This window comes from Pseudomonas sp. KH_040 (genome assembly GCF_057839305.1).
In genome coordinates, this window is the sequence record NZ_CM174487.1 from 2,770,988 (window position 1) to 2,796,062 (window position 25,075).

Annotated in this window: 26 protein-coding genes; 15 read left to right on the forward strand and 11 right to left on the reverse strand. The window is 52.0% G+C overall.

Features of this window, described 5'->3' with window-relative positions; translation table 11 throughout:
- The first annotated feature begins 114 nt into the window (after positions 1 to 114).
- Both AC3IUF_RS12570 and AC3IUF_RS12575 read left to right on the forward strand, forming a co-directional pair.
- Complete coding sequence (locus AC3IUF_RS12570) at positions 115 to 819, forward strand: DUF6602 domain-containing protein (RefSeq protein WP_489281145.1); 705 nt, start codon at positions 115 to 117, stop codon at positions 817 to 819.
- 173 nt (positions 820 to 992) lie between these two features.
- Positions 993 to 1,928, forward strand: a complete 936-nt coding sequence (locus AC3IUF_RS12575) for a DUF2971 domain-containing protein (protein WP_148050927.1) — start codon at positions 993 to 995, stop codon at positions 1,926 to 1,928.
- Between the two features lie 58 nt (positions 1,929 to 1,986).
- On the opposite strand, the gene AC3IUF_RS12580 is transcribed toward AC3IUF_RS12575, so the two are convergent.
- Complete coding sequence (locus tag AC3IUF_RS12580; protein WP_123468062.1) at positions 1,987 to 2,583, reverse strand: hypothetical protein; 597 nt, start codon at positions 2,581 to 2,583, stop codon at positions 1,987 to 1,989.
- A gap of 393 nt (positions 2,584 to 2,976) precedes the next feature.
- Between AC3IUF_RS12580 and AC3IUF_RS12585 the strand changes: the two genes are divergently transcribed.
- On the forward strand, positions 2,977 to 4,137 hold the full coding sequence (locus AC3IUF_RS12585; RefSeq protein WP_016984417.1) for an ATP-binding protein: 1,161 nt from the start codon (positions 2,977 to 2,979) through the stop codon (positions 4,135 to 4,137).
- A gap of 1 nt (position 4,138) precedes the next feature.
- Positions 4,139 to 6,361 carry a hypothetical protein gene (locus tag AC3IUF_RS12590; protein WP_489281146.1) on the forward strand — a complete coding sequence of 741 codons (2,223 nt, stop codon included), beginning with the start codon at positions 4,139 to 4,141 and terminating at the stop codon, positions 6,359 to 6,361.
- A 155-nt stretch (positions 6,362 to 6,516) separates the two neighbouring features.
- Here the strand turns inward: AC3IUF_RS12590 and AC3IUF_RS12595 are convergent, their stop codons facing one another.
- Positions 6,517 to 7,434 carry an AbiJ-NTD4 domain-containing protein gene (locus tag AC3IUF_RS12595; protein WP_489281147.1) on the reverse strand — a complete coding sequence of 306 codons (918 nt, stop codon included), beginning with the start codon at positions 7,432 to 7,434 and terminating at the stop codon, positions 6,517 to 6,519.
- Between the two features lie 159 nt (positions 7,435 to 7,593).
- On the opposite strand from AC3IUF_RS12595, the gene AC3IUF_RS12600 reads away from it, so the two are divergent.
- Both AC3IUF_RS12600 and AC3IUF_RS12605 read left to right on the forward strand, forming a co-directional pair.
- Complete coding sequence (locus tag AC3IUF_RS12600; RefSeq protein ID WP_259741344.1) at positions 7,594 to 8,544, forward strand: DUF4917 family protein; 951 nt, start codon at positions 7,594 to 7,596, stop codon at positions 8,542 to 8,544.
- 199 nt (positions 8,545 to 8,743) lie between these two features.
- On the forward strand, positions 8,744 to 9,655 hold the full coding sequence (locus AC3IUF_RS12605) for a DUF5677 domain-containing protein (RefSeq protein ID WP_489281148.1): 912 nt from the start codon (positions 8,744 to 8,746) through the stop codon (positions 9,653 to 9,655).
- 228 nt (positions 9,656 to 9,883) lie between these two features.
- On the opposite strand, the gene AC3IUF_RS12610 is transcribed toward AC3IUF_RS12605, so the two are convergent.
- Together AC3IUF_RS12610 and AC3IUF_RS12615 are read right to left on the reverse strand one after the other, a co-directional pair.
- On the reverse strand, positions 9,884 to 10,264 hold the full coding sequence (locus tag AC3IUF_RS12610) for a hypothetical protein (RefSeq protein ID WP_489281149.1): 381 nt from the start codon (positions 10,262 to 10,264) through the stop codon (positions 9,884 to 9,886).
- A 9-nt stretch (positions 10,265 to 10,273) separates the two neighbouring features.
- Complete coding sequence (locus AC3IUF_RS12615; protein ID WP_123468072.1) at positions 10,274 to 10,459, reverse strand: hypothetical protein; 186 nt, start codon at positions 10,457 to 10,459, stop codon at positions 10,274 to 10,276.
- 473 nt (positions 10,460 to 10,932) lie between these two features.
- On the opposite strand from AC3IUF_RS12615, the gene AC3IUF_RS12620 reads away from it, so the two are divergent.
- The gene (locus AC3IUF_RS12620) at positions 10,933 to 11,220 is read left to right on the forward strand and encodes a hypothetical protein (protein ID WP_123469161.1); all 288 of its coding nucleotides are present in this window, start codon (positions 10,933 to 10,935) and stop codon (positions 11,218 to 11,220) included.
- Positions 11,221 to 11,692: 472 nt separating this feature from the next.
- Positions 11,693 to 12,052, forward strand: a complete 360-nt coding sequence (locus tag AC3IUF_RS12625; RefSeq protein ID WP_489281150.1) for a DUF6124 family protein — start codon at positions 11,693 to 11,695, stop codon at positions 12,050 to 12,052.
- 299 nt (positions 12,053 to 12,351) lie between these two features.
- On the opposite strand, the gene AC3IUF_RS12630 is transcribed toward AC3IUF_RS12625, so the two are convergent.
- The gene (locus tag AC3IUF_RS12630; RefSeq protein WP_489281151.1) at positions 12,352 to 12,834 is read right to left on the reverse strand and encodes a GNAT family N-acetyltransferase; all 483 of its coding nucleotides are present in this window, start codon (positions 12,832 to 12,834) and stop codon (positions 12,352 to 12,354) included.
- Between the two features lie 540 nt (positions 12,835 to 13,374).
- Between AC3IUF_RS12630 and AC3IUF_RS12635 the strand changes: the two genes are divergently transcribed.
- Positions 13,375 to 13,734: a DUF6124 family protein gene (locus tag AC3IUF_RS12635; RefSeq protein WP_150652213.1), complete on the forward strand. Its 360-nt coding sequence runs from the start codon at positions 13,375 to 13,377 to the stop codon at positions 13,732 to 13,734.
- Positions 13,735 to 13,891: 157 nt separating this feature from the next.
- Here the strand turns inward: AC3IUF_RS12635 and AC3IUF_RS12640 are convergent, their stop codons facing one another.
- Together AC3IUF_RS12640 and AC3IUF_RS12645 are read right to left on the reverse strand one after the other, a co-directional pair.
- Positions 13,892 to 14,281: a hypothetical protein gene (locus AC3IUF_RS12640; protein ID WP_489281152.1), complete on the reverse strand. Its 390-nt coding sequence runs from the start codon at positions 14,279 to 14,281 to the stop codon at positions 13,892 to 13,894.
- A 170-nt stretch (positions 14,282 to 14,451) separates the two neighbouring features.
- Entirely contained in the window at positions 14,452 to 14,925 is a 474-nt protein-coding gene (locus AC3IUF_RS12645; RefSeq protein ID WP_489281153.1) for a hypothetical protein, read from the reverse strand.
- 652 nt (positions 14,926 to 15,577) lie between these two features.
- Here AC3IUF_RS12645 and AC3IUF_RS12650 point away from each other — a divergent pair.
- Positions 15,578 to 15,937: a DUF6124 family protein gene (locus AC3IUF_RS12650; RefSeq protein WP_489281154.1), complete on the forward strand. Its 360-nt coding sequence runs from the start codon at positions 15,578 to 15,580 to the stop codon at positions 15,935 to 15,937.
- Between the two features lie 179 nt (positions 15,938 to 16,116).
- On the opposite strand, the gene AC3IUF_RS12655 is transcribed toward AC3IUF_RS12650, so the two are convergent.
- Entirely contained in the window at positions 16,117 to 17,058 is a 942-nt protein-coding gene (locus tag AC3IUF_RS12655) for an aromatic alcohol reductase (RefSeq protein WP_489281155.1), read from the reverse strand.
- Positions 17,059 to 17,154: 96 nt separating this feature from the next.
- Between AC3IUF_RS12655 and AC3IUF_RS12660 the strand changes: the two genes are divergently transcribed.
- Positions 17,155 to 17,613 (forward strand): winged helix-turn-helix transcriptional regulator, encoded by a 459-nt coding sequence (locus AC3IUF_RS12660; protein ID WP_095122810.1) that lies wholly within the window; start codon positions 17,155 to 17,157, stop codon positions 17,611 to 17,613.
- A 111-nt stretch (positions 17,614 to 17,724) separates the two neighbouring features.
- On the opposite strand, the gene AC3IUF_RS12665 is transcribed toward AC3IUF_RS12660, so the two are convergent.
- Positions 17,725 to 18,294, reverse strand: coding sequence for a LemA family protein (locus tag AC3IUF_RS12665; protein WP_095111424.1), 570 nt, complete (start codon positions 18,292 to 18,294; stop codon positions 17,725 to 17,727).
- Positions 18,295 to 18,297: 3 nt separating this feature from the next.
- Positions 18,298 to 19,407, reverse strand: coding sequence for a hypothetical protein (locus AC3IUF_RS12670; RefSeq protein ID WP_489281156.1), 1,110 nt, complete (start codon positions 19,405 to 19,407; stop codon positions 18,298 to 18,300).
- Between the two features lie 758 nt (positions 19,408 to 20,165).
- On the opposite strand from AC3IUF_RS12670, the gene AC3IUF_RS12675 reads away from it, so the two are divergent.
- From AC3IUF_RS12675 to AC3IUF_RS12685, 3 genes are read left to right on the forward strand one after another with little or no spacing between them, the layout of a single operon-like run.
- Positions 20,166 to 21,263 carry a SagB/ThcOx family dehydrogenase gene (locus AC3IUF_RS12675; protein ID WP_095111422.1) on the forward strand — a complete coding sequence of 366 codons (1,098 nt, stop codon included), beginning with the start codon at positions 20,166 to 20,168 and terminating at the stop codon, positions 21,261 to 21,263.
- Positions 21,256 to 22,215 carry a diiron oxygenase gene (locus AC3IUF_RS12680; RefSeq protein WP_256588316.1) on the forward strand — a complete coding sequence of 320 codons (960 nt, stop codon included), beginning with the start codon at positions 21,256 to 21,258 and terminating at the stop codon, positions 22,213 to 22,215. The genes AC3IUF_RS12675 and AC3IUF_RS12680 overlap by 8 nt, the downstream gene beginning before the upstream one ends.
- Positions 22,216 to 22,234: 19 nt before the next feature.
- A complete protein-coding gene (locus AC3IUF_RS12685; protein ID WP_489281157.1) occupies positions 22,235 to 23,449 on the forward strand; it encodes an MFS transporter in 1,215 nt (404 codons plus the stop codon).
- 631 nt (positions 23,450 to 24,080) lie between these two features.
- On the opposite strand, the gene gspI is transcribed toward AC3IUF_RS12685, so the two are convergent.
- Positions 24,081 to 24,467 carry a type II secretion system minor pseudopilin GspI gene (gene gspI, locus AC3IUF_RS12690; RefSeq protein ID WP_489281158.1) on the reverse strand — a complete coding sequence of 129 codons (387 nt, stop codon included), beginning with the start codon at positions 24,465 to 24,467 and terminating at the stop codon, positions 24,081 to 24,083.
- A gap of 147 nt (positions 24,468 to 24,614) precedes the next feature.
- Between gspI and gspG the strand changes: the two genes are divergently transcribed.
- Positions 24,615 to 25,073 (forward strand): type II secretion system major pseudopilin GspG, encoded by a 459-nt coding sequence (gspG, locus tag AC3IUF_RS12695; protein WP_489281159.1) that lies wholly within the window; start codon positions 24,615 to 24,617, stop codon positions 25,071 to 25,073.
- Positions 25,074 to 25,075 lie beyond the last annotated feature (2 nt).

The following is a 25,075-nucleotide window of genomic DNA, read 5'->3' on the forward strand; positions in this document are numbered from 1 at the left end:
AATGATAACTTCCGGTTAGCGGAGCCATTGAGTTGTATTGGATTTAGTTTCTTTGCCGCTGTCCACCGATTAGTAGACAATCCCGAAAACTATTTCCTTGCAGGGAGAAAATCAGTGAAACCATTAGTTGAATACTGTCATGGGGCTGTAAAAGCCTTAAATGCTCAATACGAAATGACTAAGGTGCTGGGGCACTCTGTCACTGCAGGTTCAGCGCGAGAGCGGCTTATTCAAGACTTTCTGCTTGCACATCTTCCGGAAATGACCAGCGTTGTAAGCGGAGTGATCATTGACTCGGAGGGGCGGCGCTCTAAACAACAAGATATTGTTCTGATGTTGAAGTCTATGCCTAGGCTTCCGTTTGCTAGCGGCCATGATCTCATATTTCAAGAGGGAGCTGTTGCGACTTTCGAAATTAAAACAGATATAACTCCATCTGTCCTTGAGGCTATCTCTCTTAATATTGAGAGTGTTAAATTACTTTCTCCAAGTACGCTTGAAGGTGTGCAGTTGGGTGACTTGGATTGGCCTTATAACCGAATATTGAACGTTGTTCTCACATATGGCGGGTCTCCTTTAGAGAACATTGAGCAAACCCTGGTAGCGCAGCAACAAGCGCGTCAGCCAGATGTCTACTTTGATTTAACAAAGGGGATTCTTGTGAAGAATGATGGTGTGTTATTTGGTGTGAGTGGCTCTAATACTTACCTTGCGTTCAATGATCCTGCCGTTGGCCTTGCACGCCTGCTCGCACTGTTGTCTAAAGTTACAGGGCGCTTAGTAATGCGGGGAGTGCAGTGGGAGTCGTATGTCTCATAGAGTAATCTAGGGGGAGGAATGGCGGCGGCTCTATTTCAAGTAAAGTAGATCGAGAGCTCGGGGTGGATTGATTTCCGAAAATAAATCTGTACCCTGTGATTGTTTGCCATGCAACAAACAGCTTCAATTAAATTGATGGTAATGCAATCGAACCTAAAGTGGAGCTTAAGAGAGTGCCGAATCTATACAAATTTCTTGGTGAAAACGTTGCAGATGTACTGCTAAATAGCAAGGATGATTTTGGAATCAAATTCTCACATCTTTCAGATTATAATGACCCTTATGAGTTTTTCTTAACGATTGACTACAGCGTGCCTGCCGATATGCTCGCGACATATAAAGAAGCGATTGGCATGGTAGTTAAGGCGCCTGCAACATGCTTCGCGAAGTCTCCTGCGATCTTGCCAATGTGGGCACATTATGCAGGTAACTCCAACGGATTCGCATTAGAGATAGATGAAGTTAAATTGTGCGAGCACTTAGACACTTTTGCAGAGGAGGAATACGGGTTCGGCGACATCGATTACCAAAATGAACCCCATAGCAATATGACAAACCTCTTAGCTATGGCTGCGAGACGTTGTAAGCCACGTGATATGTATTTTCTATATACAGCTATTAGAAGTGCAGCGTACTATACTAAAACTAGTGACTGGAGTTACGAGCGAGAACGAAGAATGATCATTGGTGAGGAGCATTTAAAAAGCATAGCTGGCAACTTAATCCTGTTTGCACCTAAAGATTGTATAAAAAGCGTAATAGTTGGACAGAAAGCGAGGCCAGAGTTGAAAGAGAAAATCCGGACTATTACATCAAAAATCGAATGCCGCTTTTTAGAGATAGTCATAGGGCAAAGCTCGCCCAACCCATATTTCAAGAGTGAGAAAGGCGAAACACTCATTTTCGATGGCTCGGAAATAAGCAAAACTCAAAATTTCTGTGAGGATTGCAAAGAACCAACAGTATCAGAGGAAAAATGTTCTTGGTGCTCAATCACTAGGGATCATGAAGTGGGTGCGTCATCTCGAAACGCATTTAGAATATTCCACAGCCATGGAATACTAGATGATTACCTCGCAGGAATGGATGCGGTCAGGCTAAAGAAATAGAAATTTCAAATAATGGCTTATATGGCTATTGGGTATTTTTAACTTGTGAGTGACAGGTTCAAAGATTTGGCCAAAGCGTTTCAATATAAGATAATTCAGCATCGATAATTGCCTGAGCATTAGCCATTGCCCCGTTAGATACAAAAAGTTTTGAGTTGCGGATATCTAGCACGCATAATCTATCTCCCTCAAGAATGAGATTCGACAATGATAACTCCATGACGGAATGTACGAGGTCGACTCTGTTTTTAGCCAGTGTGTCAGATTTTGTATAAAGCTTTATCACGTGTCGATGCCCATCAATTTCAACGCCTAACTCAGGATTAACAGAGATGGCGAAATTGTGATAAGAGTAACTTCCTCTCGGCGGATTGAACCAGGAAATATTCTTCCTTCCCCACCACTTCCTATACCCTTCAACCATCTCAGAATAATTTTCTACCTTATGGGCAGGTAAGTTTTGAAGAATTTCTCCAAGCGAGTCTTTAGATTTGCCCGAAGTGTGAATTTCAACAATTCCTTCGCGAAAACGACGATAGTAATCCGTCGCGGGAGAATAAGCTTCTCGGTTCTTGATTTCGCGAACCTTGGTAACCCGTGGAGTGCCGGCTTTTGAAAAAACATCAACCAAATCTGTAAGCGATAATGAGGGCATGCTGCATCCTTATAATATAGCTAAGATTATTTATGGGTGGTCAAATGGCCATCATTGGAAGCCTAGTCGCTTAAGTCGTAATGTCAAACGGAGTTAAAGCATTTGAGGATCTTGATGTAACAAGAAAATGGGCGAACCGCGTTGAGAATGCAATTCGCGTTACTCAAGAGGCATATTAAAAAGGAGACTGATCTATTTTCTAAAAATAGATCACTCTTTTTTTTCAGTTATTCAGGGCGTCGCGTAAATCTGTTGCATCGCGTAGAGTCTGCCGCGTGCTTCGCCTCCATCGACCATTATGGTATGGGGCTTGGGGCGGCTATGGTAGGTCAAGACGTTGGCAGTTCGGACTCCGGGTATCGCTAAGTCAACGATGGAATGTGAGGGGCGTAAATGCAAATCAGCCGAAAGCTCAACCTTTACGAGATCGAGGATCTTTATCAATCGCTTGGTACGGATCCTAACCTCCGGCTTCCCATCAGTATGAGTCACGGCGGTGGATTGGGAGTTGATGCGGCCCTAGCACAGTTCATCGTGACCTGGGCACGTGCTTGCGAAAAAGCTGTCCTTCACCTGCACGCAGCCGCTGGTGACAACGCGATGAGGCAAATCACGCAGTTGGCCCAGAGCGCCGCAGGGTTCTCGGCGTTGATCATGTGCGCTGAAGTCCATGCCCAAGATCACCAAGTCATTGACAAGCGCACAGCACTGATTGCCATCAGGCCTCTGGTTGATGCGATGTTTGAAGGCGAGCTGCGTTACACAGCAGGAGCCCGTGGTGCCCGCCCAACAGTGATCAATTTGTTCAGCGTCAACTACGCCAAACGTGAGTTCATCAAGCCGTTTTACTTCGATCATGCCGAGCCCAAGGTGCAGCCAAAGACCTGGTTCTCAACGCTGGTCGAGAAATCTTCGATGCTGATGAACGCGCGGGGGGATCGTGGAACTCTCCTGAAGTCAGGCCTACCAGCACTGGGCAGCGTTCTATGGGAATTGATTTCCAATGCCGACCAACACGCTGTCACAGATGTGGACGGAAACAAGTACAAGAAGGCGCTGCGCGGGACATCCATCAAGCTTAATCGCATGAGTCGCCAGGATGCTCTTGAGTATTCAGCCAACGAGCCTGAATTGGCGAGGTTCATTCTGAAGCGCTTTCTGACAGCCGAAGTGTTGGATTTCTTGGAGATTTCGGTCATTGACAGTGGCCCGGGTTTGGCCCGTCGGTGGCTGACAGCGAAAGAGGGGCGGCCAGTAGAAAGCCTTGAGGAGCTGAGCCATGAGACTGAACTTCAGGCCACGCTTGATTGCTTCAAAAAACACGTTACCTCCAAGCCGCAGTCTCCGAACTCCGGTATGGGGCTGCATAACGCCGTTCAGGCGCTCAACAAGCTCAAGGCGTTCGTGCGTGTCCGAACAGGTCGGCTTTCACTGCATCAGGCATTTCAAGGAAGTGATGAGATTATGGAGTTCGATCCGTCAATTCGATACGGTGGCCGGGTGCTCGCCACTGTGGAAGGCACCGTCTTCACTATCTGCATTCCGGTGAACTGACATGTTCGATCTCATGGATTTTGAAGTCGAACTGCTACAGGCCGGAAAGCCGATTAATGCAGTGTTTTTCTTCACCGGACCTGATCTGATCACCGACACGCAAGCAGCGCACGCCCTCCAGCATCAGCTTTCTGGCTACGTTATGCCTGATCTCATGGTGTTTCTGATGCCGGGTTATACCCTGAGCGAATTTCGCGCCCAGATGGCAGCCCCTACATCACCCCTGAAGGCGGAGTTGAGCCGGAAAGGCCCAGGCTCGCCTCGCACCTATGCCTGTGCCTTCTACGATGTTAACGGTGCGATTACCGAGTACGTCCATGTTTCTGGCCCGAAACTGAGGTTCGAGGCGCTCATCAAGGGCAATTCCAATGAAATAGCAAAAACTGGTCTGAACCGCCTCGTCGATTGCTCAGACGTATTGAAGAAGGCGCCTCCAGGCTTTTTCTATTCAAAGCCGTCGTCTCGGGCTTCGAACTATTTCATCCGTGCTGAAGATCTGCTGTCCGAGACTTTGCACGCCCATTACCTGGCGTTTGCATGCCTGCCCTTCATCAAGAAAGCCACGGACGATGGCATGGCGGCGCCAGATACTTTGTATTTGGACACGATCGCCTTGTTACCTCTGGCGATGGCGATGCAGATGTACCTTGTACGATTCGGGGTGCCAGGCTTTGCGAACATCCGGTCATTCCATTCGCACGAAGGCCTCATCAAAGACGGGCCTTTGCCCAAGGCCGTTTCTGCCCTGTGCCTCATTTCTGCGTCGAGCCAATGTGGTCTTGCAAAGCAGTGGGTGAAGGTCAATAGCGCTTCGCCAACGCGCGTTGCGACCCTTCTTTCTTTTGATGAGGCATCGAATTCTTGCTCGGTCTTGCACGCGCTCAAGCAACCTGACGACTTCGAAGTGCTGGGAGAAGGCGAAGCGGGTGGGATTCGTCTGATTCGCATCCATGGCGAACGGTTCGTCGCCGAGCACAGCGAAACCAAGGTGCTGAACATTGGCACTGATCATGCTCCAGACGCGCTTCAAGCCAAGTTCTACTCATTCATGGGTGCCGATTTGTTCAGCTGCTATACCCATGATCGGCCAGGGCTAAGGCCTCGGACAGTACATGTCGATAAAGATAAGCTGGTGGCTGCCCATGATTTCGGTGTGTGGTACGAGCGAGTTTTGCGGGAGGAGTCTGTCGCGTCGACCAAGTGGGTCATCCACGATGACGACGCGGCCAGTGAAGCCTTGGCGGACCGTGCGATCAAATACTTGGCGTCTTGTGGTGTCACGGTCGAGAACAAGGTGTCCTTCGATAATTTCGATGCCAGCGTAAATTTTGACGGATCTGTCATCGTCATTGCCGCTGTTGCCGAGCGTGGTTCGCGTCTGCAGAGCGTAAGCCGTCGGCTGCGTACCGCCCAGCAAGCGGGCACCCGCCTTTACATAACTGGGGCCCTCTTTGGGCGTAGCTATCAGATTATGAAGGAGCTTCAGAGCAACCTGACACAGCCACCCAAGGGGCACAGTCGGTACGTCTTCAAGGCATTCATCGAGATCCCGGCTGCGGAGCTTGCGTGTACGACTCACTGGGGTGAAGAGCAGCGGGTGCTCAGCTCCTTGAACTCGTTTGCAAGCACCTTCTCGTCGGCAGTTACTCAGCGCATGCAGGTGTTTGATAACGCTGCCACGGGAGGTCTTGGTCTGCACCCATTCTGGCCGAGCAGCCGCACCAGTCAGCCGATGACCCTAAGCCGAGGATTTGCGTTTGTCGATGGTAAGAAAGATGTGAGAGCGGCGTCGTCGACGGACATATACCTCACCATTCTGTGGATTCTGCAGAATGCTCGATACAGCGATAAGGTGCAGAACGCCAAGCGGCTGGAGTCTGGGGAACTTCAACAGGTTCTCCTCTCGCCAGAGGTGTTCTCGCGCTTCGACGATGGCGTAATCCAGGCGGCATTCTTGCGCGCCGCGCTGCCTACAGAACTCGATTACCGGGCGCAGGAAACCCATAGCTTGTCGATGGCGGACATTATTCAGCGTGTTGCCGCAGGGTATGGGCAGGAGCGCGGGGAGGCTGCCATGGAGTTTGCGATGGCGTTGGCGATCGGGAAGATCCGTCTGCACAAGGACGTCGATCGTCGTCTGCGGGCTAGCCTGATCGAGATCTTGACGCCTCATGTGCCTGAGATCATTTACCTGCTCGATCCTGATTACGAGCCGCCATTTTGATCAGCATCATCTTAAGCCGATGCCTTCCGGCATTTGTTGCTGGAGCGCTCTGCCCGGATCATGGCTTTGTTGTCAAGGGTGAAGGGGACTGATTTATTTCAATCGATCCCCCTTCTTTGTTAATTCCCCTTCTTTGTTTTGTCGAGTCGTGCCATTCAGCTAGGATCGTTTTTACGTATGACCAGTTCAAGCATCGCAAACAGGCGATGGAACAGATAGTCCACTTGCTGAACATCAATCACAGGTTCTTGGCTTACCTCGTGATGGCGCAAAAGATAACTGTTGGCGATTGCAGTAAGCTCGCGAGCCTCTTTTTCGAGCAGCGCGCGAAATCCATTTTCAGTTGCGCAGTTATCCAAGATGATGCCAATCGATTTTGCCTTATCCGCATGGGCGAGAGACTTGACCCGCTCCCATGAATCGAAGAGTCGTTCCAAGGCCTCGCGGCGGATTAAAGGACTTGGATCAGAGAATTTGACACGGCTCTCGTCTAACATGACGTCCAAGGTTGAATCTCCGGTGCGGAGGTAAGACCGCAACAAGGCATCGCCGATCACTGCGGGCAATATTCGCCGAACTTTTCCATCGGACTTTAGCTCGTAGGCCAGGCCATTACGTGCGAGAACCCGGTTCACATCCTGGCGGAATGCATCACGTCCAGCGTCTTCGTCAAAGGTCAAGTGGTGATGCCGATGATAGTCATGGTACGAACCACTGATGACAGGCTTGGCTACAGTGCGCCAAACAAACTCTACGAGATCGAAGGCCATTAAGGTGTCTGGATGCCATGCTTCAGTTTTGCTGAAAAAAACATCATCCTCGACCTTATTTTCAGTCGGCAGTGGCCAGGTCAAGCCATCTAGTTCAGCCTCAATTGCTCCTCTCAGGGATTGCTCACTGTTACCACATATGGCGGCTCCGTCAGGGCATCGCTCCGGAAAGCTACGCCCAAATGCCCCTTGTCTGGCGAGCGCTTCCACAATTGTGACAATACCGACCCATGCGACCTGTCCTATTTCCTGTTCTGTTCTTGACCGGGGGCCTCGCTCACGATCACTAAAGTAGTCGTTCATTAGCTCTTCCTTGTTTGCAGAGTTTTTAACGCGGAACATTATGGTTTCGCATTGACGCACCGAGATATCATCCACCCATCAAAACAACAGGAAGGATCCGACGTGCCTTTTACTATTTCGCAATGGACCGATATCTCCCCTCAGTACCATCGCGGTACAGTGCTATTGGGTAACGGAGCAAGCATGGCCGTTGCGCCTAGCTTTGGCTACGGCTCATTGTTAGATCATGCTCAACAGAATGGTCTTCTCACACCAGACGTGGTTCGCTTGTTTGAGTTCTTCAATACAGCCGATTTTGAACTCATTCTGCGCCTTGTCTGGCAGGCATCCAACGTAAACCAATCTTTGAACATACCAGATGACCGTACGCGTCAAGCCTACTTGAGAGTCAGGGATTGCTTGATTGAAGCTGTTCGTGCGGTGCATCCAGAGCACTCAGAAGTACAGCATCATCTTCCTCAGATGTATGAGTTTCTCAAGTCGTTCGATACGGTTCTTTCGCTCAATTATGATCTGTTGGTTTACTGGACAATGACCTACGGCTTCAACATTAAAGATGGGCATCTTTTCAAGGACTGCTTTGTCAATACCAAATTTGATGATGATTGGCGAAAGTTTCGCGCCCATTTCCGAGAGCGTACCAACACATTAGTGTTTTATCCGCACGGGAGCCTAGCCCTCTGCCGAAATGCCGTTGAACAAGAGACCAAGATCCATGCAGCTGGTGTGGGATTGCTGGAGGCGATACTTGACGAGTGGCGAACTGAACGAGTTGTACCGCTGTTCGTCAGCGAAGGAGTTAAGGCCCAAAAGGTAACATCGATTCAGAGCAGTTATTATCTTTCTACGGTTTATCGGGAGGTTCTGACATCGGAGCGACAAGCTCTTACGTTATTTGGTTGGGGCATTGGAGAGCATGACCGGCATCTGCTGCAGCGCATGCGAAACACTGGAATACAGCGGGTTGCGGTCTCTGTGTTTGGCAACGATCAGGCCTACTGCAACTACGCTTATCAAACAATTCAGGATGACTTGGGCAAGTTGGAGGTGGACTTTTTCGATTGTCTCAGCCCAGGTTGCTGGATCCACCCTTTGCTTGTGGAATTCTGACCGATGCAGTTCTGCACCTTTGTGGCTATCAAGGCTGGATTGAGTTACGCCATGATTCCATTGCACCGCGCGGGGGGCTGTAACAGTTGCGCTCCGTGTACGTAGTACGTGCAGGAAATTCAGAAACGAAAAAGGGACTGATTTTATTTTAAATAAATAGATCAGTCCCATTTTTTCTTTAGATTATATAGGGATGATTGTGGATATTTATAATCGAAAAGAGCATTTCACCAATCCGCACCTTGAGCATAAGCGCCATCTACCAGCTCTTGAACAACTGCAAGAAGAAGTTGATAAGGTGCTACATAGCGTTAGTTTGGACGGTGCAGGTGCATTTAAATTTGTGTCAAAGGTATGTTGCTATACTACTGCGGACATTATTTCTGATCTAAATATTGCGATCCTCCAAAGTTTAAAAATTGGCAGTTACTCCGCGGCGGAAGCGCTTTCTAGGTCTTCACTTGAAAATTCGATAAATTTGATTCTCTTTAGCAAGGACCCCACATCAAGCCGACCTAAATCGATACTACTCAACCATTTAAAGACATCGAAGATTAGGGCTCGAAAATGGCATCGCTACGCATTAGAGAGTAATAATGCTGAGTCCATTGAACGATCTAGTGACTTTGAGCATTCCCTGCATCTTATGGAGAATCTGTTTGGGGATCTAGATTCAAAATCTGTGAAAGGTTGGCCGGATGCATACAGTCGCTTCAAAGACGCTGGGTACGAGCATTTCTACCATATATTATTTGCGCCTGCCTCGGATTCCATACATGGATTTAGCAACGATATTTTCAATCGTTTCTTAGGAGAGAAACTTCCCGTAAGCGAGGAGGAAAGAAACGATTACTTTGAAGGGCAGGTGGCAGAGAAAATTTCTTTCGCGTATTACCTTGCTACCCACTCTATTCTGTTTTTTTGCGCTGCCGCTTCTCACATTGCCGAAAGGGCTGAGGATGAGAACGCGTCTGAAAAATTCCAAATCATAGGAAAGGCGTTGGAGTCGATGATCATGGAGCACGAGACGCTGACTAAAGCTTGCATTGACAGGCTGGCCCCAGCCAAGCAATCCCTTAAAGACATGCAGCCTGATAGAGAAATACTATAAAAAACGAAAAGTCTGACGTGGTCCAGCTAACGAAAAATTGAATCTCCACAGATGTATATGCATGTTGACTGGCTATTCTTTTCCCCTTTTTAAAAGAAGGGACTGTTTTATTTTCGATTTACTTCCCGAAAATAAATCAGTCTCCTTTGTTCTTTTTGAATGAAGCTTCTGTTGAATAGGCGCCTACTCGAAACGAGCTCGGGTAAGGGCCAAAGTAGTCATTCTTTCTTAGGCGGCGGAGGTGGTGGAGGCTTTTGATTGCTCATGCTGGTTCAGCTCCTGCTGATGGCTATAAAACGGAATGAAGGACAACACCGAAAAAATCATAGTGAGTGTTACGGAATTTGCTAAGGGCACGAGTTTTGAACCACGGTTATCGTTATTCACCGTGTTAACGGTTGCACCTTCGATGTAGTAGCTCAAGATTATTGTCTTGAAATAGGTTTCTGCGTCGTCTTCATTTTCGCCATGTACTGCGAAATGAGTGGTTGTTTCGGCACGATACTTCTCTAGCTCAGTCAGGGTTGGGAGGCCCCTGTCGAAATCACGCAGTTGCCAAGATGAGCGGAAGTAATAAGCTCCGCAAAGTAAGCAGAAAATGGCAGACAAATACAGAATTCAGAATGAGACACCGGCAAAGCCGTCCTCTGAGCCGGGCGCTTTACTCAGCACATAGGATAGAAATGAGAGCAATACGCCTAGGATGGCCAAGGGGAGGTTGAGCCTCGAAATGAGCTTTTCTTTACGTTCCAGTTCGTAAAAGTAAATCTTTTCGTAAAATGCAAATCTTGCCGCTTCGTCCATGCGATCTTCCTTTTTACTCAATCATCGCTTTGCGTGTTGAGTACAGCCCTAGAGGCTTTAGACTCGATGCCTTCGACTGTCCAACCGAATTTAGCTAGGCTCTAAGCGGACGGATTCGATTTTTAGAAGGAATCCGTCCCAAGACCAATTTCAATCACTGAGGCTGCAACCTGCAGCTAGTCACCAGGCTTATGCTTGTGGATAGGCAAAGTCGGGTGCTTCTTATCGTTGGGTGGATTCACATGCCGTCTGCGATCTTCCTTGCCGTCGTCACGCTTGGGCTTTGGACCCGGCTTGATGTCAGTAAACATACGCACTCCTGTAATGAACGGTGATGATAAGCATTGAAAAAGTAGCACATGGCCATTCACTTCGCTCATCACACAGGCATAACTAGCACCGGCCATGCTAAGACCCAGGCTGCTCAGATACATCAACGCCAAATTCCGTTTTCTTTCACCTCTGGTACCACGATGAAAAAGCTTTTAGTCGCAGCAACCCTCGTCGTCGTGACCATGTACTACGTTGGCTACTACAACGCCGTTGAAGACGGCGACATCGAGACGATTGTCTTCATCAAGAAGCACCCCACGTTTCAGATGAAGTTCTACAACATCCACGCCAATGATGGAGAGATCAGGAAGGTAGAGCGCCTGACGGCACAGGAGCGGGGGTGGATTATTGATTACTGCAGGTACCGGTTAGGCATCGATACAGACCTGAGTACTCAGGGTGACGTCGATATGTGCTGGAAGAAATAGCACTATTTATACGGTCGAGGTTGTCAGTTATGACTGGCAATCTCGGCCATTTTCTTTCGTCTGTTGGGGCAGGGGACGGATCTGTCGTGGGGGCCGAGACGGAATGAGGTCTAGATAAACACCAACGTTTAAAAAGACATCTCCAGACACTCTCTCAGGCTACATATCCTTGCGCCTTTGCCTACAGCTACGCCAGAATCCGCCGGCTTGTGCGCCTTGGGGGCGAGTTCTATTGTGGTGCGGTCGCTGACGAATCAGCGACCGGGTTTAGCGACTCGACTTTTTTGTAATAGGTGCATCAGCGTTCCATGCTTTGTCGCAGACTCGATGTCTGCGACTCCGCTATGGTGGCTGTATGCGGGAGACCCTCGGGTCTGCCGGGTGCCTATAACCGGTTCGCTAACCTGCGTACAGCCGCCACCTTTCTGTTTAGCGACAGTTATGGCGGCTCCATCCTAATAGGAGCTTCACCATGATCAAACCAACACCCAACCCGCCCGAAACCGCCTCGGTTTCCCCCTACGAATCCATCGATTCCAAAAAACTCCACGAAGCCGCCGACCGCGCGCTCGACCATTACCTCTGTCCGCCCGGTTCCACGCCGCCGCCACGTAAAAAACGTGGGATGTATGCCGTGACGGCGGACAACAAAACCGAAGAACTGCTGGTCGATGCCAGTGCAACACTCGCTTCGGCCAAAACCATCGCCCAGAACGTCTCCAGCCTGTTACCGGCATCGCAGCGCCATGCGCTGGGGGGGATTGCGCAGTTGATCATGCTCGGGGAGTTGGCGGTGAATCGGGCGTTGGATAATTTGCAATTGCCGGAGTGATGCGGTTGTCGGGGACGCCTGCTGATTGATCGGGTGTCCATTCTGGCGCTTTCGCGAGCAGGCTCGCTCCCACAGGGTTTTGTGTTGGTCAGGAATGTTGTGTCCGGCGCTGAAACCTTTGGGAGCAGGGCTGGCAGCGATGGCGATGACACATGCGTTGTATCCGTTGCCCGAACCTTCGGCAGCTCCTACAGGAGGAAAAGGGGACGGATTTATATTTGAAAAATAGATCCGTCCCCTTGAATGCAGATGCCCATCTAACGGTGCAACCTCTGACGGGGAACCGTATCAAGATCTACCTAGTCGCCAAAATCAAGGGCATTACCGCTAGCCCGGACATAATAATTATCGAATTCACCGCTTTCGATGAACACGAAGCCATGGCGAGTGTAAAAGCGATTTGAAGCGCTTTCCTTGAGAGCACCCACCTTGATGGGACGCCCGATCTCATCAGCCTCTCTGAAAATCCGAGTAAGAACTTCAGAGCCGATTCCTGCTCCTTGAGCTCTGGGTATCACATACAAGTGGTCAAGCAGCAGCTCGCTCTGCTGGTCTTTGATTACGACAAAACCGACCAGATCACCTAATACTTCTATGCGGCGTGTGCTGTTAGCGTCGAACCCACCAAGAAATCGTTCGCGCGCACGATCTGGGTCAAATCGTCCAAGCCGTTCAAGGCTCTCGCGCATGGCCTCAATCCTGATGGCTACCAGATCTTCCAGGTCGTTATCGGAAGCTGCGCATAAAACGACAGCGGAGTTTTGATCAGCGGAGGCTGGCATAACAAGCACCCTAAACATGGCCGGTCAGTAATTATAGAGAACAGAATCCGCATAACCACTGCGGCCTCGGTTCATTGGAGGCGATGGCTCCCTATCAGCTTCAGGGAGATGTGTTCGCCGGATGCTTACGTCTGTTGGGGCAAGGGGACGGATCTGTGCTGGGGTCCGAGACGCGATGAGGATTCCGATAAACACCAACGTTTAAAAAGACATCTCCAGACACTCTCTCAGGCTACATATCCTTGCGCCTTTGCCTACAGCTACGCCAGAATCCGCCGGCTTGTGTGCCTTGGGGGCCAGTTCTATTGTGGTGCCGTCGCTGACGAATCAGCGATCGGGTTTCGCAGCCCGGATCAATCAAGGCGCACAGCGCTCCGAAACGTTGCCACATTTGGCAACGGTGCTTTATGGCGGCTGTGCGCGGGATACCTTCGGGTATGCCGGGTGCCTTGATTCCCGGTCTGCGAACCTGCGTACAGCTGCCACCTCTCTTCGTTTCGCAGCGAAATGTGGCGGCTCCAACAATCAAGGAGCTTCACCATGATCAAACCAACACCCAACCCGCCCGAAACCGTCTCGGTTTCGCCCTACGAATCCATCGACTCCAAAAAACTCCACGAAGCCGCCGACCGCGCGCTCGACCATTACCTCTGTCCGCCCGGTTCCACGCCGCCGCCACGTAAAAACCGCGGGATGTATGCCGTGACTGCGGACAACAAAACCGAAGAACTGCTGGTCGATGCCAGTGCAACACTCGCTTCGGCCAAAACCATCGCCCAGAACGTCTCCAGCCTGTTACCGGCATCGCAGCGCCATGCGCTGGCGGGGATTGCGCAGTTGATCATGCTCGGGGAGCTGGCGGTGAATCGGGCGCTGGATAATTTGCAATTGCCGGAGTGATGCGGGTGTCGGGATCACCTTGTGATTGATCGGGTGTTCACTCTGGCGCTTTCGCGAGCAAGCTCGCTCCCACAGGGTTTTATGCTGATTGCAGATGTTGTGTACGACGCTGACACCTGTGGGAGCAGTTGATTATTACCGTGCCATTTTCGTGTGGTTATTGAGACGCTTCAGGACATTCGCGGGTCCATCGCGTCACCGTCATGTCATTGAACTGCTCTCCGATGGTATCGACGCGTAGGCAAGTTCCTTTCTTCGCGTAGTACAAGATGCAGCGCGAGCTATCAAACGAGCAGGTATCCAGTTCGAAGAACTTGCGTGTAGCCAGCTCCTTCTCCACGCCACTGTATTCATAGCCGTCGTTGGTATGCATCCGCGTCGGCTTCCAGCCTTGTTTGAGTAGCTTGGACTTGACCGCAACCAAACGCTCACCTACGACGATGCCTGCTGGCCCGCGATTGTCGTTTGGCGCCTGTAAGTCATCGGCAAACGCTGCGCTGATACCCGTGTAATAAAGTGCGAAAAATACGAGGGTCGAGGCCTTCAATTACAGTTCCTATAGCCGATTTTAGCTCGACAAAAACTCCGGATCCTCGGTATGAGGTTGCGGAGGATGGTGATTCTTGGTGCCAGCCCTTCGGGACGTGCTGCCTCCCTTGTTGCTGCTTTCGGCCTAGCGCCGAGCCTTGTGAAAGTGACCTGGGTTATTGCCTGCTTTTATTTAGTCGTTCCTGTGATTCTTCTTCCGGTGCAATGAAAGGTTGCCACCAGAAAATCCTTGAGTGACCACGCCCAAAGGCCTAGAAGCATGCAGATCACCAAAAAAGTGAAATATTGATGAAAGTCCGTACGGGGCACTTTTTGGCTGGTTATTCCAACCAGCCCGAGACTTATCAGGCTGACGCAAAAAAAACTCAGACATCGTAAGGCGAGATAGCAAAGGTCTCTGAAGTTAATCGTGGGTACCCAGCTTTTTGCAGATTCGGAAAATAAAGCCGACCACACCAGATGAAACAGACTTGCGTAGATAAAGCTCAGGCTTAGGCGTTCTGCTACGTCAGCGCCGGAACCGAGGAAAATTTGTGAGTAGAAATGGTCGAGAAAAACACCTACGGGACGCATGAGGTCGAGGAAAGGAAACAGGGCGACCCCACCTGCGAGGTAAATGGCTAAAAAAGCGATTACTTTCATCTCGCACTCCGTTGCTTTATTTGCCAGGTCGATTTGATGTCAAATCGGTGTTTTGCGTTCTATGCATCGACCTCGGTATTGGCATTGCCTGACTATTTTTTCAGCTAGGTAAGTCAACAGCATAGTCATCATGACCACTTCCGGTAACTCAGTCGCTGGACGTCAGAAGGGTAGAGGGCCAGACGGCAGAGAAGCACGGTTTTGCGGCGAGCGGGGTTTCGATGGGCTGCGAGGTTGAGCATTTCGCTAGGGATGTGGACGGATCTATTCCGAGAGGTGTTACGGGATTCGTTGCCGATAAACACCAACGTTTAAAAAGACATCTCCAAACACTCTCTCAGGCTACATATCCTTGCGCCTTTGCCTACAGCTACGCCAGAATCCGCCGGCTTGTGCGCCTTGGGGGCGGGTTCTATTGTGGTGCGGTCGCTGACGAATCAGCGATCGGATTTGACCGTCCGCCCAATATCAAGGCGCGCCAGCGTTCTGCACGTGTTCAGGCATTGTCTGAAATCATGTCGCGGTGGCTGTGCGTGGGACACCTTCGGGTGTGCCGGATTCCTTGATGTCCGGTCGGTCAACCCGCGTACAGCTGCCACCCAGTTTGTTTGACCGCGAACGGTGGCGGCTCCAGTCATCAAGGAGCTTTACCATGATCAAACCAACACCCAACCCGCCCGAATCCAACTGCACGTCCCCCTACGAATCCATCGATTCCAGAAAACTCCACGAAGCCGCCGACCGCGCGCTCGACCATTACCTCTGTCCACCCGGTTCCACGCCGCCGCCTCGTAAAAAGCGTGGGATGTACGCCGTGACGGCGGACAACAAGACCGAAGAACTGCTGGTCGATGCCAGTGCAACACTCGCTTCGGCCAAAACCATCGCCCAGAACGTCTCCAGCCTGTTGCCGGCATCGCAGCGCCATGCGCTGGCGGGGATTGCGCAGTTGATCATGCTCGGGGAGTTGGCGGTGAATCGGGCGTTGGATAATTTGCAATTGCCGGAGTGATGCGGGTGTCGGGATCACCTGGTGATTGATCGGGTGTTCATTCCGGCGCTTTCGCGAGCAGGCTCGCTCCCACTTTTGAGTGTGTTCCAAGGTGGGAGTGTGCTGGCTCTTCAGCTGCGATAAGTTTCGACACGATGTACGCGTTTCTGTAACCGCGAGTGGCGGGTGCTTGCTTAGTGTCAATCGACTGCCAGGTTATCCCGAGCCCACTGTTCAGCCGTAGTCACCTGAATCGACCGCTGTGCGTTGAAAGTCCCCGCTTTAGGCCACGACACGCCTCTGCCTTGGGCAAATACGGCGCGGTATTTTTTGATGTGGTGAGTGGGGTCTTTTTCCAGTTCCTGCATCAGGTGCGGAACCGTCCAGACGTTACGCTTGAACGGACGCCCCAGCACACGTTCAAGCAGGCTCGCCACCTGTCCATACGTCACCGTGTCGCCAGACAGGTACACGATCTCGTTGCGAAAGCGCGGTTCGAAGAAAACGATGTCCGCTGTCAGCTTGCCGATGTCCTCCGGTGTCGTGAGTGTCACGCTGGTTTCCAGGCTGCCCAAGGCGTTGACGGTGTGGTTCTCAAAATCGACGACCTCAAAGACCGGCTCGAACAGAAAACTGGTGAACATGCCGGTCGAGATGATCACCCATTCGGTTTTATCCTGAGCGCGGAGCAACTCGCGCACGTCGAGTTGCGCATCGAACAAGTCCTGCGGGCTGCCCCGGCCAATCACTTCGAAATCGACGCCAAACTGCCAAGGGAAATAGCGCTTCACGCCGGATCTGAGCGCCGCTGTTGCCAGTTTCATCGGTGTTTCGCGGCCCGCGACCATGCCGGCGCAGCCTATGACGGTGTCGAATGCTGCGAACACTTCGGCCAGTTGATCGATGGAATCGTTAACCAGGTCTGCAGCGACTAGCTGGATGCCCAGACTGCGCAGTTCATCGACTTCCAGTTTTTTCTCGGGGGCTTGCGTGTTGATGGTCGAATCCCTGAGCAGGACGCTGATGGTGCTGCCGGGCGAGCGCTTGGCTATCCGCGCAAGGTTACGCAGCACCGGCAGGCCGAGTTCGCCGGCGCCGAGTACGAGAATGGATTGTGGGGAAGGGTGGGTCGCTTCGGTCATGATGTCTCCTGAGGTACGTCGTCTGTATGATTTGGCGATGCTGGCACGATTGCGCAGGGCTCAGAAGAAGGCACACGCGTGATACCAGGGGGACATATGACCGATGAGGAAACCCTTAGCCAGGCAGAAGCGATCTGCCAGACGCTAAGACGAGACGATGATGGCGTGCGGCGCGAAGTCCTGGCGCACGCCGGCAGCCGCTGGTCACTGGGTATCCTGCATGCCCTGGGTGTGTACGGCACGATGCGTCATGCCGAGATCAAACGGCAAATGACGGGCGTGACTCAGCGCATGTTGACCAAGACGCTGCGTGCGCTGGAACGCGATGGTTTGCTGATACGGCGGGAGTTGGATCAAGTGCCGCCCCATGTCGAGTACGAGTTGACGGCGTTGGGTATGGAGCTGTTGGTTCGCATGTCGCCGATTTGGACGTGGGTTGTGGAGCACGTCGATGATTTTCGCGAGGCGCGTCGGGTGTTTGATGGTCAGAGTGGGAAAAAACCTGCTTGGCAGGTTCCGGTGGTGGGGCTGGTTGATTCAGAAGGGGCCGATTGAACGCTCGTGTCATTGAATGGTTCGCGCCCGAGAAATCAGCGGCGAATCTATTCAAGAAGGCAGGTGATCGACCACCACCCTCACGGGTGATGGTCGATTGCTTAACGCAGGTTAGATATTCGGGGTGTAAGAGAAACTCTGTGAAGCTTCGGTATCGGTGAATGGCGTGACGCGAGTTTTCTTGTTGAACAAGCCATTGACGACCGAGCCGGGGAACATCTCGATGGCGTTGTTGAACAGTTCGACGTTGCGGTTGTAGATGGTGATGGCTGCGCCGACGTTCTCTTGCTGTTCGGCAATTTCACGCATCATGTTGTTCGCCGCTTCTGATGCTTTCAGGTCAGGGTAGGCCTCGAAAGCGATGCGTAGGCCACCTATCAGCTCCCGGGTGGCGGTTTCAACGGTCGTGAGGGCATTGCCATTGGCGCCCGCAGGCAGGGCGTTGACCGCGCTGCGAAGGCCAGTGATCTTTTCCAGGAGGCTGGCCTCATAGACCATGAAATCTGCGAGCACTTTTTGAAGCTGGTCGAGAACTTTGGTCTTCTGGCGTTCGTAAACGAGGACGTCCGACCATGCACGTTGTACTCGGTTGTGTCCCCCGATGATGCCGTTATAAATGCTGAAGCCCGCTACGATTATGACGACAGCGATAACAGCGGAGAGGATGAGTGCAATGTCCATGGCTTACTTCTCTTGGCGTTGTTTTGGGGGAGTGGCGGTAAAGGTAAAGTTGTCATCGTGCAGCTCACTGAGTGCATGGCTCCATTGGAGCGCAGACAACAGACGCGGCAGTTCGATACCGGCAGAAATTTCTTCGTAGAAATTGTTGGGCGAAGCCAGCGAATACTGGGCACCGAACGCGAACAGGTCGTTGCTCTCAAAACTTAGGCAGAGCTCTCCACTGTCGGAGAACTCCAGGTTCGGACGATGGAGGATGTCGAACAGCTTCAGCAAGTGGAGCACCGTCGAAGGCTTGATGAATTTCGCACAAAGCATCTCGCTGCGACCGGTCAAACGGAACGCTTTATTGAAATCCGTAGAAGCCGTGTCCATGGGATGCGAATAGTCGTTCTGGGACTGGTAATCAGATCTGACCGATATTCCGGTGACCCATGGAAAGTCGATGACCAAACTGTAGCGATCGTAGTGGTCATAAACCACTCGAGTCTCGGTTTTGGTATTGCCCTTTTCGTCGGTAACCGTGGTATGCACCTCGCGTCGGTTGACATAGTGCAGCTGGCGGTACGTGAAAGGGAGGTTGCGCAACGTGCCGGTAAATTCACCCTGTATCGACTCGACCAACTTGCGGCTGTAGTCGCCGCGACGGTAATCACCAAATTCCGTGTCCAGCTCTTTGAGGGTTGCGGCTGAGTCTTCTCTCAGGAAAGTCAGTCCGTTGTGGAAGTAGGATGACAGTCGAGCAATTCTTTTACTGAGCGACGGCAACCGATCAGATTTGGATTTCATCCATGCCAGACTCCAAACGGCAATCACGATGCCGAGAAAACCAGTACCCATGCCGAACGAGTCGGGATCAATTTCCAACCGGTAAAAGAACAGAGCGACGCTATGGATGTTCCCAATCCAATAAAGGGCCACAGCGCTCGCAAGCAATAACAGGCCGGTGCCGAAACACCACCATGCGCGTGTGCGATCGAATTCGAGCGGGCCGTTGTACAAGGCGAACTCATGGATCACGTTCAGGAGGTCGGCATTGGATTCAGCCCTGTCAATACTGGCTTCGCTCACCGTCAGCAACTCAGTGAGTCGCGCGTTCTGCGATGCGTTGGGCATGTAGACATCCTTCAGCGAGAGCAAGGTCGAAAACTCACAAAAGCATAGCGATGGTGTCCTGGCCTCACTTCGGATTCAGGGATGCCTGGTGCGGGAGCAATGGTCCGGTTTGAGGATTTGGCTCTATTCATAATCTGTCAGAAACATTGAAAAGGAGTGGACGATACCATTGTCATGCGCTGACCGCTTGTGGCGGATACGTGTCTCTGGAAATGGTCGAGCATTCGGCAGGCAGTAGTCTGTGGCCCCTGTCCGTGCGTCGGGCGTTGTCATGACAGTTACCTCGGCGACCGATTGATAAAGACGCAATCCAGCCGCACGCCATTCTGTCATTTGGTCGATGTCAGTTCAGGCAAAGCGGCGTTTATGAAATTCAGGGCGATTCATATGCTTAGAAAGTGTGCGCTGCAATGGCGCACTTAAATTGTCGGACAATGATCGAACTGGCCGGATTCGGAGACTTTCGTAGCACTATCCCGGTGCGGTTGTATAACAGTTACGCACCAAGTTAAGCGCAAAAAGTTTTTTTGATTTTCATTCTTGACAGCTGTTTTTATTTGTTTAAATCTCACTTCGCCGAATGGTTCGGCTTCATTGAATATAAGGAGAGTGTCATGACTGTTATTAATCTCGAATCGAAAACCCTGGCTAACTGGACTCAAGCAGCAGGTCCGGTTAAAACCACCGTCAAGTGATGTCAGGGCCCGGAAGAAGTTCTTCCGGGCTTTTTGTTTTTACCAGTCTCAAGGACGAGAGAAGTGCCATCCTATATTAGTGATAATATTTTTTTTCTGATCAAGAATAAGCAATTGGTGCTATGGGACTACCAGGCACACAAGCAATATTCCATCTCTCCTCAGTATCTTTGTCGTTTACTGCATCTCAGCCAAAACCCAGACGTAGAGCCGGATACACAAGATTCGATCGACCAGGAATTGCTGGCCGCCGGGGTAGTGTCAGAGAGCGGATTTCCCGCAATGGAATGGGGCTGGGATGATCTTTCCCGCATCTTTCACGTTGGCACCAGCAAGATCGACTATGCGGCGCGACCGGAAAGTGTCGATGAATGGGCGATAGCCTACCAATCGGCATGTGACGAAGCCTTTACTGTTCCAGTGCCGAGGTTAAGGCATGAGAGTAAGGGTAAAGATACAGGGCACTGTATTGCTCTAACACGACCGGTCACTACTCAGAATTATGACTTGCAAAGTACCTTGTCAAAGCGCCGCAGCGTCAGGGAGTTCCTTCCTGTGGCGCTCACGAAGCAGCAGATAGAATTGATTCTTTATTATTCGCTGGCGTATCTTCCTTCCCGCGGTCTTGCGACTAGCCAGCTGTGCCCTGATGAACTTCGCCATCGCAGGAGTAGCCCATCAGGTGGCGGACTCAATGCCATTGAGGGATATGTTTACATCAACAATGTCGCGCAGATCCCGCCTGGGTTCTATTACTACAATCCTGTCGAACACCAGTTGGAATCCATAAAAACCGATGACGATTTCAGCTTGGGTCATGCACTCAACGGCCAATTTTTCGCGGAAGATATTCCGTTCGGTATTTTTCTGACGTGCCAGTTTGACCGGCTATGGTGGAAGTATCCGCACTCAAGGGCCTACCGCGTCGCGCTGCTGGACGCCGGTCATATTTCCCAGACCGTGCAGCTTGTTTCAACTGCCTTGGGCCTTGGGACTTGGGTCTCTGCCGCTATTGATGAGGCATGTCTGGAGCCGATTCTGGGCGATTCCCATCAGTCAGCTCCTTTGTTGTTTGTCGGTGCCGGGGTTAGCACCGGCAGGGACATGCCGGTGGCTTTGGAAGCGCTGCATGCCAGCGGAGGCGCACGAGAAAATGATTAAGCAAGAGTGCTCAATCGACAGCGATGCGTTGATGGTCTTCTTGGACTGGAACGAGGCCGCCACCGTGCGTTCGCGGCCTAACGCCTATGACCTGTCGGGTTGGGCGCAGGGCGGCGAACAGCACAAAGACTGGTTTGTGCCGACGGCAACTCCCTGGTTGGCTGATGAGGCTGTTCATTGCCATGGCGACGCCGTCAGGCAGGCGATATTGGCAAGATATCTGGTGATGTTCCTCGACTACACAACTGAGTTAGAGACCCGCATTGTCAATCGCTCGATCACAACCATTGCTCATGATCGAATCGGTTTGGGTTTGTCTCCAGAGTTGAAACTCACAGGGCTCAAGTTATATGCCGATGAGGCCTATCATGCGGTGATGTCGGCAGATGTCGCCAATCAAGTCAGCGCTATTTATGGAATTGCCAATCGGGAAATTACCTCGGAACGCGTGCAGAACATCCGGGCGCTTGTTAACTCGGTAGAGCCTGCCCATACCGAATTGGCTTGGTTTGTTGTTGGATTTGTTTCTGAAACTGTGATTACCAAAGAATTCCTGAAGATCTCTAGGTCAACGGTTTATACGCCCGTCTACCGGATGCTGCGTGACCATCTTGAGGATGAACTCAAGCACTCACTTTATTTTTCGCATCTTTTTACCATTGTTTGGCAGGGTGCTTCGGACGCTCAGAAAACATTCATGGCGGATTTTATCGTTAAAGCCATCTTCGAATTTTTCAGGCTGCATGAAACATGGTTGTACGAGAACTTGAAGCTGGTGGGCGTTGATGCCGCCAGCGCGCAGGTTATCCATGAAAGGCAGCAAGGCAGCGCGCCTCATCGTGCCAGGGCCAGAGCTGGATGTACCGCAACGATAACGGCGATGAAACGCAGTGGTTTTTTCAAAGAACCGATGAACGTGAAGCGCTTTGCCGAGGCAGGGCTTATCGAATGACAGACAAAGGGAGACTACGGTGAACGTTAAACTCAAATCGCCTTCAAAGGCCTCTGCACTTTTCCTGCTGTCGGTCATGGTCGCACTTGGCGTATTCCCGCTCGATGTATTACTGCCGTCTTATCCGGCTCTGGCGGATGCGTTTGGAATGAAGGTCAATGAAGTCACCTACTTTGTGGCGACATTTGCGGTGGGGTTCTCCATCTCTCAGATCGTTGTAGGGCCGCTGTCCGACAAGTATGGCCGGCCTGTCATGCTCAAACTTGGGTTGGTAGTGTCACTGCTGGGTATTGCGGGCTGCCTGCTGTCCAGCACGCAACTGCAGTTTGCCTTGGCGCGAGTCGTGCAGGGCGCAGGGTGCGGATGTTTTGTGTTGGCTCAAGCGATTGTTCAGGATGTCTTCACGGCTGAAGACCGGCAGCGGATTCGCATTTACATGCTGTCGTTAAGCGGGATTTGTATTTCCTTTTCTCCGTTGTTTGGGACGTATCTGCAGTACGCCCTGAATTGGCAGGGGAGTTTCTACGTGTTTGCTGTGCTGGCTGTGATCTTGCTGGGGCAAACACTGTGGTTTTTTCCCAAATTACCGGATCAGTCGCTAACGTCGCGATCGCAAAAGCTGGAAATTCTCAAGCGTTATGCGGATATCTTCAGCTATAAACCTTTCGTGTATTCGTGGATGACATCGGCTATGGCCTTTTCCTGTCATTTTGGATTCATTGCTATTTCTCCCATCATCTTTCTCGAAACGCTCCGGGTGTCCTCGTTGAGTTACTCATTTGTGCTACTGGCCTACGGAGGCGCCTATGTGGTGGGCGGGTTATTGGCCACCCGGTTATCCAGAACACTGACGATCGACACTCAAATCAAGGTGGGATTGGCTATCTCCGGGCTGTCCGGCCTGATCATGGTGGGGTTGATTCAGTTCCAGCTCTCTATCGCTACAGTGGCCATCCCAATGATCATCTGTACGCTAGGAACGACACTGGTCAGGCCCGCGGCCGCCTCCAGGGCCATGGAGATGTTCAGCGAGAAAGCGGGGGCCTCGTCGGCGGCGGGCGGCACCCTCATGTTCGTGACGGCTGGCGTCGTCAGCGTGCTGCTCGCCGTCGCCCCTTTTCCTCCGCTGGCGAGCCTGTCCGTGTTCATCTTGATCGCAACGGTACTTGGCTATGGTTTCAACAAATGGGGCGGCGCTGAGGACCCGGCGCTTGAGAGCGTTGCTGCCAAGTGACCGCTAGCTGGCAACCCTGGCCCTCACCCCAGCCCTCTCCCGGAGGGAGAGGGGGCCGACCGAGGTGTGTTGCGGGGTGCATCGACCTGGAAGACCGAGGTGATTATGGCTTTGGTGATTCTGGGATTTTGCGAGTAGAAGCGGCCCTCACCCCAGCCCTCTCCCGGAGTGAGAGGGGGCCGACCGAGGTGTCTTGCGGGGTGCATCGACCTGGAAGATCTTGGTGATTATGGCTTTGGTGATTCTGGGATTTTGCGAGTAGAAGCGGCCCTCACCCCAGCCCTCTCCCGGAGGGAGAGGGGGCCGACCGAGGTGTGTTGCGGGGTGCATCGACCTGGAAGACCGTGGTGATTATGGCTTTGGTGATTCTGGGATTTTGCGAGTAGAAGCGGCCCTCACCCCAGCCCTCTCCCGGAGGGAGAGGGGGCCGACCGAGGTGTCTTGCGGGGTACGTCGACCTGGAAGACCTTGGCGATTATGGCTTTGATGAAAGGCCTTGGCGATTATGATTTGGTGAAGGGCTTTCGATTTGGCTTTGTGAGCTTGGCCATTTTGGATTCAATGAAAGACGTTCAAGTCGGTGTAGCTCTCGAATATCCCCGAATTTGTCCCCTCTACCTCTGGGAGAGGGCTAGGGTGAGGGGCTTTCCGTTCGGGACAACAAGGTCTCAAGCCTAGCCAACGGCGGCGCATCCTGGCTGCGGTCAAATACCTGGATGCCAATCTTGAGCAACCGTCCATTCTCGGCTGCGCTAATCACCTGCTCACACCGCAACAACAACCGCCCCTGATCACATTCCTGCGCCTTCATCCCCATCGGCAACTTCCCTTCCAACCGCAACTCCGCCATCCGACTCTGCGCTGCAATCATCGCCACCGACCGATCCCTTAAAATCCCACTGCTCTGCGTCATCAACCCCGCCACCCGCACAGCCGCCGACATCGCCACGGCAATAATCGCCAGCGCCACCAGCACCTCAATCAACGTGAAACCCGCTTCCCGCGAACGCGCACACATAAACCGCCCAAAGCCAAAACCCAGCCCTCGACGCTAACCCCCGTCCTTGACGGCTTGACGACGAAAACACCCGAGGATTTTCAACATCACTGACATATCTTCTTGCAACACTGCGCGTCGAATCGAATCAAGCCAGGGTATGTCGAGATGGATATCGCACCTTTCAAATCGCTTCAGCAACCGATGCGCACGCCGCGTGGGCAGCAGGGTTTTACCCTGATCGAGATCATGGTGGTCGTGGTGATTCTGGGGATTCTGGCGGCGATGGTGGTGCCCAAGGTGCTCGATCGGCCGGATCAGGCGCGGGCGACGGCGGCGAAGCAGGATATTGGTGGGTTGATGCAGGCGATGAAGTTGTATCGCCTCGATCACGGCACTTACCCGAGCATGAACCAAGGGCTGAAGGTGTTGGTGGAGCGGCCGGCGGATGCGAAGAACAGCAATTGGCGTTCGTACCTGGAGCGTTTGCCGAACGATCCGTGGGGGCGTCCTTATCAGTACCTCAACCCCGGCGCGAATGGCGAGATCGACATCTTTTCCCTCGGTGCCGACGGTCAGCCGGACGGCGACGGCGTGAATGCCGACATCGGTTCCTGGCAGTTGTAAGG